Origin of the sequence: Sphingomonas sp. TDK1 (assembly GCF_001650735.1) — a bacterium.
Classification (GTDB): domain Bacteria; phylum Pseudomonadota; class Alphaproteobacteria; order Sphingomonadales; family Sphingomonadaceae; genus Sphingomonas.
Window position 1 is genome coordinate 188459 of record NZ_LXVY01000048.1, and the last position, 13184, is coordinate 201642.

General features: G+C 63.8%; 7 protein-coding genes. 1 reads left to right on the plus strand and 6 read right to left on the minus strand.

Going from position 1 to position 13184, the window contains the following annotated elements; all coding sequences use genetic code 11:
- Window positions 1–63 precede the first annotated feature (63 nt).
- The 6 genes from A7X12_RS23880 to A7X12_RS23905 all read right to left on the minus strand — a co-directional run bounded on the left by A7X12_RS23880 (window position 64) and on the right by A7X12_RS23905 (window position 8531).
- Window positions 64–585: a hypothetical protein gene (locus A7X12_RS23880; protein WP_064313926.1), complete on the minus strand. Its 522-nt coding sequence runs from the start codon at window positions 583–585 to the stop codon at window positions 64–66.
- A 119-nt stretch (window positions 586–704) separates the two neighbouring features.
- On the minus strand, window positions 705–1256 hold the full coding sequence (locus A7X12_RS23885) for a hypothetical protein (protein ID WP_064313927.1): 552 nt from the start codon (window positions 1254–1256) through the stop codon (window positions 705–707).
- Window positions 1257–1445: 189 nt separating this feature from the next.
- The gene (locus tag A7X12_RS23890) at window positions 1446–3353 is read right to left on the minus strand and encodes a CocE/NonD family hydrolase (protein WP_064313928.1); all 1908 of its coding nucleotides are present in this window, start codon (window positions 3351–3353) and stop codon (window positions 1446–1448) included.
- 123 nt (window positions 3354–3476) lie between these two features.
- Entirely contained in the window at window positions 3477–4820 is a 1344-nt protein-coding gene (locus tag A7X12_RS23895) for a hypothetical protein (RefSeq protein ID WP_157105710.1), read from the minus strand.
- A gap of 212 nt (window positions 4821–5032) precedes the next feature.
- Window positions 5033–7327: a TonB-dependent receptor gene (locus A7X12_RS23900; protein ID WP_064313930.1), complete on the minus strand. Its 2295-nt coding sequence runs from the start codon at window positions 7325–7327 to the stop codon at window positions 5033–5035.
- 109 nt (window positions 7328–7436) lie between these two features.
- Complete coding sequence (locus A7X12_RS23905; protein ID WP_064313931.1) at window positions 7437–8531, minus strand: acyltransferase family protein; 1095 nt, start codon at window positions 8529–8531, stop codon at window positions 7437–7439.
- A 489-nt stretch (window positions 8532–9020) separates the two neighbouring features.
- Here A7X12_RS23905 and rpoB point away from each other — a divergent pair, with 489 nt between their 5' ends.
- Complete coding sequence (gene rpoB / locus A7X12_RS23910; protein ID WP_064313932.1) at window positions 9021–13175, plus strand: DNA-directed RNA polymerase subunit beta; 4155 nt, start codon at window positions 9021–9023, stop codon at window positions 13173–13175.
- The last annotated feature ends 9 nt before the right edge of the window (window positions 13176–13184 follow it).

Consider the following 13184-nt stretch of genomic DNA (forward strand, 5'->3'; position numbering starts at 1 on the left):
CTGCATCGGCTGCCCGCCGGGCGCGACCCGTAGACGACCCGTTGAAGCGACGCGATGACCTGCTCAGGTCTTGCTGCGCGTCTTGCGCTCGGCTTCTTCGCGAATGCGTTCCGAGCGCGCGCGCTCCACCCGTTCGATCCGGTCGCGCTCGATGCGCTCGCGATCGGCTTTCGCCAGTTCGTCCCGCTCGCGATCCTCGCGCGCCATGCGCTCGGCGATGCGCAGGCGGATCGCCTGCAACTCCGGCGACGCATCCTCCCCCGACAGGCGCTCCCGCAGGCTGGCTTGGCGCCGCACGGTTTCCTCCGCCGCTATACGATCGGACCAATGCCGTGTCGGCTGCGGCTTCTTGGCGCGCTGCTGAAGCCGCAGCAGCGCGATCCGATACATGCGGAACATCTTGCCGGCGTGGAGCCCGGTGAGCAGCGCCGCCATCAGCGCCACCGCGATATAGACCCCGCTATTGGGCTGCGGCGCGCGCATGACGAGCAGCACCATCAAATAGCTGAGCAGCGTCATCAAGACGCAATATGCGCCGAATTCCAATGACATCATCAGATAGTGACGAACGGAACCCGACTTCATGAACGCAACCCCCATTGCACGGATCATCGTCGCATACAGCGCGCCGACGCCGCTCTTTGGCAGTGCATCATGAAGGAGCCGCGTTAACGAATCCTAACCGAAGGTGAAACGATCGGCAGTCAGCTGCGGAAAATGGGAGGCTGTTCGCCCGCGTCTTCTTCGTCCTCGCGGTGCAAACGATCGGCAATTCTTTCGCGAATTGCCTCCAGCGACATGTTGGGGTCGATGGTAAACGCTTCGGCCTCTTTGGGATCTACGCCGAGCACCGCACAGCGCTCCCGATAGGCGCGCTCCAGCGCTTCGAGCCGATCCAGCAGCCGCACCCGCTCGGCATCCCCCCCGCGCGCCTCCAGTCGCTCCGCCGCGATGCGTTCGGACCAGCGCAACGTGCGCTTTTCCTCTTCGGACATCACATGCGCCGTCGGGACGACATCCTCCCGCAAGAGCGCAAACCGCCGCATGGCGCGCCGATAGCGACGAAACATGCGGATGGCGTAGATGCCGCTGAACAGCGCCATGACGATGCAGGTGTTGATGTACCAGCGGGAGTTGGCTTGGGGAGCATAGTTGACCAGCACGTACATCGCGGCGCCCAGCACGGTCATGAACACGAAGTAGACGAAAAACTCGACCGTCTCTCGTAGGTATGTCCGAATGGCCGCGACGCGCATGGCTTTGCTCCCGAAACCGTTTACGGCCTGGCCGCTTGTTCCGGAAACGACTCAACCCGAAGAAGCTTAAAGAATAATGCAAATACGCAGACGCGGCTTCCGGTTTTCTACCTAGCCCGAGACACCCGCACTTGCGCCCGACCCCGCCCAGGCCCGCCCGCCCCCGCAGCCGCGAGGGCGGGCCGCCGTTCAACGCACCTTCGCGGCGCTCTGGTCGACCGGCACCACCGGCAGCAGCACCGCGCTGGACTGCTTGCCGCCATACAGGATCGTCACGGTAGCCTTCTGATAGTCGCCAGGCTTCGCGAAGAAGATGTTCTCCACATATTTCTGCGGATTGCGGTCATAGACCGGGAACAGGCTGGACTGGATCTGCACCATGATGCGGTGCCCCGGCAGGAAAACATGGTTCACCGTCGGCAGCCGGAACTTGTATTCCTGCACCTTGCCCGCCGGGATGGGCGTGGGATGCTCGAACGAGTTGCGGTAGCGGCCGCGGAAGATGTCCATCGCGATCGGCAGCTGGAACCCGCCCATTTCCTTCGCCGAGGCGATCTCGTCCGGATAGACGTCGATGACCTTGACGACGAAGTCGCCGTCCGTGCCCGTCGTCTTTGCGAAGATGTCCGCCAGCGGCGCACCCGAAAGGCGAACCGGTGCCGACAGGGCGGGCGTGGAATAGGTCAGCACATCGGGCCGGCCATCCACGAAGCGCTGGTCGGTAACCAGATAGGTGCTCCAGCGACCGTCGTCGAAATTGATCGGACGCGGCAGATAGGGGACCGGCTTGGCCGGATCGGAGACATAGCTGTCCTCCCCTGCCCCGGGCTTGTCGAACCCGGCGCCCTCCTGCGCTGCCAGATACAGCGGCGTCAGCTTTGCGGCGAGCGGCCATTTGTTCAGGAAATCCCAGTGGTTCTCGCCGGTGTTGTAGATGCTCGCGACCGGCGGGGTATAGGCCGGGGCGCCGTCCTTCAGATGCGCGTTGAAGAAGGGCAGCAGGATGTCACGCCTTGCCTGCAGCGCCGTGTCGCCATCGAAATTGAGCTGGCCAAGCTTCGAGCCGTTATAGTTGAAGCCGGAATGGCGCCACGGTCCCATCAGCAGGAAGTTGTTGCCGGCCTGCGACGTCTTCTGCAGCGCCTCCCAGCTGTGGATCGCGCCGTACATGTCTTCATGGTCCCACAGGCCCTGCTCCCACAGCGTCGGCACATTGGCCGGATTGGCTGCGAGGATCTTGTCGAGTGCCTGGCCCTGCCAGAACGCATCATAGGCCGGGTGCTCGGTCAGCTTGCGCCAGAAGGGCAGCTGGTCGTAGCCGAATTGCTTGGCCCAGTCCCCCGCCGATCCGATCTTGCGGAAGGTGTCGTAATCGTCCCATCCGCCATTGGGCGGGGTCGGCCCGCCCGCCTTGTAGCCGGTGATGCCGGAAATCCAGCCGATGTTCGGCAGGCGGAAGGCGCCGTAATGGAACCAGTCGTCGCCCATCCAGCCGTCGATCATCGGGCTTTCGGGCGCGGTGACCTTCAGCGCGGGATGGGGATGCAGCAGCGCCATCACCACCGTCCATCCTTCGTAGGACGAGCCGAGCATGCCAACCTTGCCGTTCGATTCCGGCAGGTTCTTCACCAGCCAGTCGATCGTGTCCCAGGCGTCGGTCGTATCATCGACCTTGGTCGGGTTGAGCGGCCCCACCGGCGCCCGGGTGACGACGAAATCGCCCTCGGAGCGATATTTGCCGCGAATGTCCTGGAAGACGCGGATGTAACCCGCCTCGGTAAACACCTCGTCGCCCTGGGCCAGCACGGACAGCATCTTGTTGCTGTCGGTACGGCGGACGCGATTATACGCATCATAGGGCGTGCGGGTCAGCAGGATCGGGGCGTTCTTGGCGCCCTTGGGAATCACGATGGTGGTGAACAGCTTGGTGCCGTCGCGCATCGGCACCATCACCTCGCGACGGATATAGTCCTTCGCACCCTCCGGCAGCACGAACTTGGCCGGAATATCGTTGAAAGGCTGCGCCTGCTGCGCATTGGATGCCGGAACGAGTGCCGTCGTCGCGAGCGCGGCCAGAACAAGAGTGCGAAGCTGCATGATGTCTCCCCAGAGAACGGAAGCCTGGGGTGATAGTGTCACATCCCGGCGATGGGAAGCCGGGGCATGAAAAGGCCCGCGCTCCCTTGGAAGCGCGGGCCCATCGACCATCGGAAGCGGATGTCAGGCGTGGGCGGGGGTGCCCAGCAGCTCGGCCTCAAGGTCCTCCACCAGGTGCGGGCGGGTCGCACCGATCGGACCGACACCTGCCGCCGCCGGCGCCGAGCGACCGATGCGGAACGCGGCGCTGGTCCGGCCCTCACGGCCATCCGGCAGGCGATAGCGCGCCTCGGCGACGACGACCGGGGTAAAGGTCCGGCCAAGCTCACCCTTCGGTACCGCGAGATGGGCATCGACACGGGTACCGTCACCGGCGTCGATCGTCACCGGCGGCACGTCCGCGGCAGGACCATGGTTGAGCAGCAGCTGCTCCATCTCGTTCTGCTCCGCATCGGCGAGCAGGAAGGTCGAGATGCGCACATCGCGAGCCGCCGTATCGCCGGCATTGCCGACAGTCAGTTCGATGTCGACCAGCGCCTCTTCCTCGCTGGTGCCCGCACGCACCGGGCGCAGGCCCAGTTCCAGCCACGGGCGATTGGCGACCGGGGCCGGCGTATCGACGACATGCTCGAGCACCGCTTCGTCGGCCTCGGCCAAGGTGGCTTCGACATGCGCTTCCGTAACCGGCTCGGCAGCAGGCGCCGAAGCGACCGTCGGCGCGACCATCACGGGCGCGGCAGCGGCAGCGGCGATGCCGATGTCACTGCGCGGTGCGATCGGCTGCGCTTCGGTACGATACGCAGGCGGTTCGGTCGTCGTTGCCGTTTCACGCACCAGCAGATCGTCGTCCGGACGACGGCGACGCATCAGGAACATCGCCGCGCCGATGGCGAGCAGAACGGCGACCCCGCCAAGGATCCAGGGCCATAGCGAGGTGGAACGGGTTTGCTCGGTGGTGGTCTCCGTCGACTCCGTGACCTGCGCGGCGGGCGCGGCGGACTGGGCAACCGGGGCGGCAACCTCGGGCTGTGCGATTTGCGGCTGTGCGGGCTGCGGCGCGGAAGACGGCACCGGGCGCGCGTCCTGTTGCGTGGTCGCGATGGGCGCGGCGGCACTGGCCTGGCTGGGCTGTGCCTTCGCCTGCGGCCGGGGCTCGACGCGGGGCGTACCGCGCTCGGCGCGGGCGGCGCGCGGCGCAGGCGCGGCATCGGCCGCCGAAGGGGCCTGGTTGGCGCTGCCGGCCATCTGCTGCTCGACAGAGGGCACAGGCTGCACCACGGGCGAGGCGGGCGCGATGCGCACTTCGGGCGCCGGTGCGGCGGCCTGCGGCGCAGGCGCTTCTACGGCTGGCGGCGGGGATACCGTCTGCTGGGGCGCTGCCTCCTGGGCGAAGGCAGGGGTGGCAAGGAACGCGGCACTGATCAACAGTGCGGCGCGGGGGCGGAGCGGGGTCTGACACTGTTTCATGACGCCCATTCAACGGACGGAACCGCGGAATCGGCCCCGCCCCCTGCGACGAGGTGAAAGAAGTTGCAGGTGAATGGAGCCGTTCACCCGCTATTCAGGCACGGTTCTTGCCTCTCAACTGACAGAAACTTCGTAGAAAAACACTGAAAAGAAAGGGACTTACCGTGCCCAGACACGGTAAGTCCTTCCCCTTTGCACCCAGGCCGGAACGATCAGAAGCGGCCGGTCAACTGCACGCCGTAGAAGCGCGGCTCGCCCGGGATATAGGTCGGATCGTTGAAGCCGCCGCCGGTATTGCCGGCGTCCAGCAGATAGCGTTCGTTGGTCGCGTTCCGCATATAGCCCGCGATCTCATAGCGCCCGTTGGCGAAGCTCAGGCCCGCCTTGACGTTCACCAGCGTGACCTTGTCCTGCGAGATGGCTTCCTTGTTCGGGATCTCGAAGAAGATCTTGCTGCGATACGTCACGCTGGGCGTGGCGAAGACGCGGATCCCGTTGCCGACCGGCGCATCGATCGTGAACCCCGCCGACCATTGCAGGCGCGGCTGCAGGCGGAAGCGGTTGTTGGCGTAGATGCCGTTCGACTTGGTATTGTCGATGCCCCCGTCGATGAAACCGGCATTGCCGAACAGCATCAGCCAGTCGGTCGGGCGCAGCTGGCCCTCTGCTTCGAAGCCGAGGTTGCTGGCGGTGCCGGCGCTTTCGGTGATGCTGGTACCGACAGGCTTGCCGGACGGATCGTTGGCGTCGGTGATGGTGCGGCTGATCTGGAAGTTGCGATACTTCTGGTAATAGACGCCGATCGAGCCGTTGAACATGCCGCGCGACAGCTTGGCGCCGCCCTCATAGTTCCACACCGTTTCCTCCGGGATGACCGGCGCGATCGCCGCGACACCCTGGTTCACCACTGGCGAGCGGCGGCCCTTCGAGATGGTGGCGTAGAGGTTGAGCGCGTCGTTCACGCGGAACAGCGCGTTGAAGCGCGGCAGGAGGGCCTGGAAGCTGTCCTGGCTCCACAGGGTGCCCTTGGTGGTGGTCTGTCCCGGGATCAGCGGGGCGCCGCTCAGCACCGATTTGGGCGCGATGGAGACATAGCCCGATTTGCGCTGCTCGATCAGGGCGCGGATGCCGGCGGTCAGCTCGAGCTGATGCACCGGGACCCAGGTCACCTCGCCGAACATCGAATATTGGTCGTTGATCCCCTTGTTGGTGAAGATCGAGCTGTACGGGATCTGGGTCGCCGCGCCCCTGGTGAGCAGCGCCGTCGCCTGCGCGGCGGTCACCACGCCGGTGGGCGAGATGCATCCCAGGGTCGGGATCAGGTTCGCGGCGCACTGCAGATAGATGCCCTCCTCCGTCGAGAAGGGGACGACCTGGCGGTTGTTCTCGTGGAACACGTTCCAGCCGAAGCTGGTGCGCACATGGTCGCCGACATAGGCGAAGCGCGATTCATGGCTGATCTGCGAGCCATAGGCGCCCTCGGCGAATTCGAGCCACCATGCCGCCGAACCGTCCGCGTCGAACACTTCGAGGGAGTCGAAGGAGCGATAGCCGTTGACGGTGGTGAAGCTCCAGCCCTCGCCCAGATCGTACGTCGCGGTCAGGTTCGCGTCGTAGACGTCGCGGGTGAGGCCCAGCTTGTCCTTGCCCAGAACCTGCCTGGAGAAGGGCGAACCGGAAAGATTGGCCGAGCCGAATGGATTGCCCGGCCCCTCGGACGTCGCAAAACGCTTGGAAATGAACGGCGTACCGCTATTTCGCTGACGATCGTAGGTGACAATCAGGTCGACAGTCAGCGCCGAACCCGGCCTATACCGCACCGACGCGCGTAGGCCGAGCTGGTTCTGCGCGTACAGGTCACCCTGCACTGTCGATAGGTTGTGGACATACCCGTCGCGCTTCTTCCATTCGCCGGCCACGCGCGCCGCGATCACATCGTTGCCGACATTGAGGTGCCCGCCTACCAGATAGGCGTTGTAGTTACCGTAGCCCGCAGTGACTTCGCCCGAGACACCAGGCTTCGGACGCGCGGAGATGATGCTGACCGCGCCGATTGTTGAAGCGGTGCCGAACAGCGTCGCTTGCGGGCCTTTCACCACTTCGATCCGGTCGACATCGTAAATCGCCTGATAGGCGCCGCGCGACCGCGAGATGTCGACGCCGTTATAGTAGAGCGTGACGCGCGCCGCCTGCTGCGCCGAACCGCTGTCCGAGGTGATGCCGCGGATAACGATACCTGGATTATTGGCGCTTTGTTCCTGAATGTTGAGACCGGGTACATATGCAGCCATCTCGTCGAGGTCGTCGACGCCGAGACGCTTCATCTGCTCCTGCGTCACGGCTGTGATCGTAATTGGCACGTCGCGCAGCTTCTGCTCAAACTTCTGCGCGGTGACGATGATGTCGCCGCCCGTTCCGCCTTCTTGCACAATCTGCTGCGCGTGGACCGCCGTGGCCGAGACCGTGGCGAGCAACAGCGTGATAAGACCCGTTTTCTTGTAGTGCATAATTTGCCTCCCTGGTTGGGGAAGCGGTTGGCCGGCGACTGTTAAGGCGTCACTGCATTACGACCACAAATTTGTGGCACGCCGATGATAGCTGCGTGACCGACCCACGTCAGTTGAAGCGGCTCTGCCATGGGCGCCGCGCCAAAAGGATTCGCCGGAACGCCTGCGCAGGTTTCTCCACGAAGTGCCACGAGAAGGCTGCGAACGGCACGGCGGTAAAAAAGGTCGCGACCGCCAGGACATGCGGTTCGATATGCGGGACCGTCGTACGATACAGCTGCATAATCGGCATGCCATAGATGTACATGCCAAAAGAGTAGTCCGGGAGCACATGTGCGTCCGGCAGAGCGCGCACGCCCAAGAAACCGATGCACAGGACCAAGTAGAAAACGGCAAATGCCCGAACCACGTCACCAAAGAAATATGTGCGACTTACGTAAACCAACACCAACGCCACCACCGCGCCCCACCAGGAGAGCCGGATACGATCACGATTGGCGTAGGCGGCAGCTCCGATAAAAAAGGCCGTCCAAAGCCGCAGCACCTGCTCCGGAAAATAGACATGAGCGTTCCTGCTAACCTCGAACCAATGGTGAACCGAAGGATATTTGAACACCAACGCACTCGTAACTAATAATGGCAATATAATAACCTTCATTATACGCCGCGTTAATAATTGCATCCCTGCTAACATCGTAATAGCAATGTAACAACTCACCTCCCATCGAATGGTCCATAGTGAACCATTTATCACGCAAGGAGCTCCTGAATCAATATCCGAACAATATACACCACTTAGATAATAGCTAGGCATCAGCAACTGGTTACCAAACACAAAGGAAATCGTCGCATGACCGCACACATATTCTACTAGTGAAAAAATGGTGAAGGGGAAGAAGATTGCGGTGACTATCAAGCACATACTCAACATGCCGGGCCAGATGCGCAGGAAGCGCGCGAGCGCGAAGGCGCCGATCGACGGATTACGCTCCAGGCTGCGGTACATCAGGAAGCCCGATAGAGAGAAGAACCCATTCACCGCGAGCCACGAAATCTGCTTGCCGAACAGCGCCGCCGTCTCGTCCACCGCGCCCATGGACTCAACCGCGTGCGTGTAAATGACCGCACTCGCCAATAAAAGGCGCACCAATGTCAGGTTGTTACGATCCGCCCGAAGCAGATCGTCCGTTATATACAAGGCCATTGAGAGTCCCCCCGAACACTCGTCGACCAACCAAACCCGAGTCGACAGGCTCAGTACATACCCAGCAGTTCTATACCTGACCAGTACTACCCGAACGTACTCGACATCTTCACCGCCGAAGAACAGCCGGCCACCCAACTGAAAACGTTTCCAGTCCCATCTTCCGATCCACACAACCCTGAACGCCGCCGGCAGAAAACACCTCCTCCACTACCACTGGATAGCCACCCACCGCCGCCGGCCACACGACCCCGCGTGCCCCTTTGACATCCCCCGCCCCCTTCCCTATATCCCCGCTCTGGCCCTCCGATCGGGAAATGACGCGCCGTCGCGCAGCGCATCGTACGAATGGATCGGAACGGCTTGTCAGACGCCTGTAGAGCTGCCGAATCCCGAACATGGGGTCGCGCGGCTTTTCGGCGTCGCTTTGCACGTCCTGGCTCCCGGACAGGGGCACCGAGTTTACGGCTGACGAGGCAACACACACCTATGGCTACCAAGGCAATCGAGGGCGGCACGCTGAAGCGCCGCATCCGCAAGGTGTTCGGCGACATCCACGAAGTGGTGCAGATGCCGAACCTGATCGAGGTTCAGCGCGAATCCTACGAACAGTTCCTGCGGTCGGACCCCTCGATCGGCTATGTCTCCGGCCTCGAGAAGACGCTCCGCAGCGTGTTCCCGATCCGCGACTTCGCCGGCACCGCCGAGCTCGACTTCGTGACCTACGAGCTCGAGGATCCGAAGTTCGACGTGGACGAGTGCCGCCAGCGCGGCATCACCTATGCGGCGCCGATGCGCGTTACCCTCCGCCTCATCGTGTTCGAGGTCGATCCCGATACGGAAGCCCGGTCGGTGCTCGATATCAAGGAGCAGGACGTGTACATGGGCGACATGCCGCTCATGACCGAGAACGGCACGTTCTTCATCAACGGCACCGAGCGCGTCATCGTCAGCCAGATGCACCGCTCGCCGGGCGTGCTGTTCGACCATGACCGCGGCAAGACCCACGCTTCGGGCAAGTATCTCTTCGCCGCGCGCGTGATCCCGTATCGCGGTTCGTGGCTGGACTTCGAGTTCGACGCCAAGGACATCGTCAACGTCCGTATCGACCGCAAGCGCAAGCTGCCGGTCACCAGCCTGCTGTATGCGCTGGGTCTGACGTCGGAAGAGATCCTCAACTATTTCTACAACCGCGTCACCTTCCTGCGCGGTCCGAACGGCTGGCAGATCCCCTTCCAGGTGGAGAACTGGCGCGGTTCGAAGCCGATGTTCGACATCGTCGACGCCAAGTCGGGCGAGGTCGTGTTCCCGGCCGGCCAGAAGATCAGCCCCCGCGCTGCCAACAAGGCGGCGAAGGACGGTCTCGAGACGCTGCTGATCCCGACCGAGGAAATCTTCGGCCGCTACAGCGCCTATGACCTGATCAACGAGGCGACCGGCGAGATCTACATCGAAGCCGGCGACGAAGTCTCGGCCGAGAATCTCGAGAAGCTCGACAAGGCGGGCATCGACCGGATCGAGCTGCTCGACATCGATCACATCGCCACCGGTCCGTGGATCCGCAACACGCTCAAGGTCGACAAGGCCGAAGAGCGCCAGCAGGCGCTGTCCGATATCTACCGCGTCATGCGCCCCGGCGAGCCGCCGACGCTCGAGACCGCGGAATCGCTGTTCGCCGGCCTGTTCTTCGACCCCGAGCGCTACGACCTCTCAGCCGTGGGCCGCGTGAAGCTCAACATGCGCCTGGGCCTCGACACGCCGGACACGGTGACCACGCTGCGCACCGAGGACATTCTCGAGGTCGTCAAGACGCTCGTGAACCTCAAGGACGGCAAGGGCGAAGTCGACGACATCGACAATCTCGGCAATCGCCGCGTGCGCTCGGTGGGCGAGCTGCTCGAGAACCAGTACCGCGTCGGCCTGCTCCGCATGGAGCGTGCCGTGAAGGAGCGCATGTCGTCGGTCGACGTGTCGACGGTGATGCCGAACGACCTGATCAACGCCAAGCCCGCGGTCGCCGCGGTGCGCGAGTTCTTCGGTTCGTCGCAGCTGTCGCAGTTCATGGACCAGACCAACCCGCTCTCCGAAGTGACGCACAAGCGTCGCGTCTCGGCGCTCGGGCCGGGCGGTCTGACGCGTGAGCGCGCAGGCTTCGAAGTCCGCGACGTTCACCCGACCCACTATGGCCGTATCTGCCCGATCGAAACGCCGGAAGGCCCGAACATCGGTCTGATCAACTCGCTGGCGACGTTCAGCCGCGTCAACAAGTACGGCTTCATCGAGACGCCGTACCGCAAGATCATTGACGGCAAGGTGACCAACGACGTGGTCTACCTGTCGGCGATGGAAGAGCAGAAGCACACGATCGCGCAGGCATCGGCCGAGCTCGACGAGAATGGCGGCTTCGTCGACGATCTCGTCTCGGCCCGCCAGGCCGGCGAATTCCTGATGGCGCTGCGCGATCAGGTGACGCTGATGGACGTGTCGCCGAAGCAGCTCGTCTCGGTCGCCGCTTCGCTGATCCCCTTCCTCGAGAAGGACGACGCGAACCGCGCGCTGATGGGCTCGAACATGCAGCGCCAGGCCGTGCCGCTGGTGAAGGCGGAAGCGCCCTTCGTCGGCACCGGCATGGAGTCGACCGTGGCCCGGGATTCCGGCGCCGCGATCGCCGCCAAGCGTTCGGGCGTGGTCGACCAGGTCGACGCGACCCGTATCGTGGTCCGCGCAACGGGTGACGTCGATGCCAGCGAGAGCGGCGTCGACATCTACACGCTGATGAAGTTCCAGCGCTCGAACCAGTCGACCTGCATCAACCAGCGTCCGCTGGTGAAGGTGGGCGACATCGTGCAGGCCGGCGACGTGATCGCCGACGGCCCGTCGACCGAGTTCGGCGAGCTGGCGCTGGGCCGCAACGTGCTCGTCGCGTTCATGCCGTGGAACGGCTACAACTACGAGGACTCGATCCTGATCAACGAGCGCATCGTGAAGGACGACGTGTTCACGTCGATCCATATCGATGAGTTCGAAGTGATGGCGCGCGACACCAAGCTCGGGCCGGAAGACATCACCCGCGACATCCCGAACGTCGGCGAGGAAGCGCTCCGCAACCTCGACGAAGCGGGCATCGTGTATGTCGGCGCCGAAGTGGAGCCGGGCGACATCCTGGTCGGCAAGATCACCCCGAAGGGCGAAAGCCCGATGACGCCGGAAGAGAAGCTCCTCCGCGCCATCTTCGGTGAAAAGGCCAGCGACGTGCGCGACACCTCGCTGCGTCTGCCCCCGGGCGTGGCCGGCACGATCGTCGACGTCCGCGTGTTCAACCGCCACGGCATCGACAAGGACGAGCGTGCCCTGGCGATCGAGCGCGAGGAAATCGAGCGCCTGCGCAAGGACGCCGACGACGAGCGCAACATCCTCAACCGCGCGACCTGGTCGCGTCTGCGCGAGATGCTGCTGGGTCAGGTGGCGACCGCTGCGCCGAAGGGCCTCAAGAAGGGCGTCACCATCGACGAGGACCTGCTCGACAGCATCGACCGCCACGAGTGGTGGAAGTTCGCGGTGCAGGACGACACCATGCAGGGCAACCTGGAAGCGGTGAAGGGCCAGTATGACGAGGCCGTGAAGCGCATCAAGGACAAGTTCGAGGACCGCCGCGAGAAGCTGGAGCGGGGCGACGAGCTGCCGCCGGGCGTGCTGAAGATGGTCAAGGTGTTCGTCGCGGTGAAGCGCAAGCTGCAGCCGGGCGACAAGATGGCCGGCCGCCACGGCAACAAGGGCATCATCAGCCGCATCCTGCCGCAGGAAGACATGCCGTTCCTCGAGGACGGCACGCCGGTCGACTTCGTGCTGAACCCGCTGGGCGTGCCGTCGCGCATGAATGTCGGGCAGATCTTCGAGACCCATCTGGGCTGGGCCGCGCGCGGCCTGGGCCGGAAGATCGGCGACGCGCTCGATGCATGGCGTGCAGCCAATCCGAACCCGCAGGCCGGCGAGCCGCCGGAAGCGGTCAAGGAACTGCTCGGTACCGTCTATGGCGACAACTACAAGGACGAGCTGAACCAGCGCACGACCGAGCAGCTGGTGGACCTGGCGCAGAACGTCCGCTCGGGCGTGCCGATGGCCACCCCGGTGTTCGACGGCGCCGTGGAAGCTGACGTCTCGGCGATGCTGCGCATGGCGGGCCTCGACGAGTCCGGCCAGGTGACGCTGTTCGACGGCCGCACGGGCGATGCGTTCGACCGCAAGGTGACCGTCGGCTACAAGTATGTGCTCAAGCTGCACCACCTTGTGGACGACAAGATCCACGCGCGTTCGATCGGGCCGTACAGCCTCGTCACCCAGCAGCCGCTGGGCGGTAAGGCGCAGTTCGGCGGCCAGCGCTTCGGTGAAATGGAAGTGTGGGCGCTCCAGGCATATGGCGCGGCGTACACGCTCCAGGAAATGCTGACGGTGAAGTCGGACGACGTGGTCGGCCGCACCAAGGTCTACGAAGCGATCGTCAAGGGCGACGACACCTTCGAGGCCGGCATTCCGGAGAGCTTCAACGTGCTCGTCAAGGAAATGCGCTCGCTGGGTCTCAACGTCGAGTTGAAGAATGCCGAACTCGGCTTCGACGACGACGGCGTGCAGATCGCCGCGGAGTAAGGGACCGGC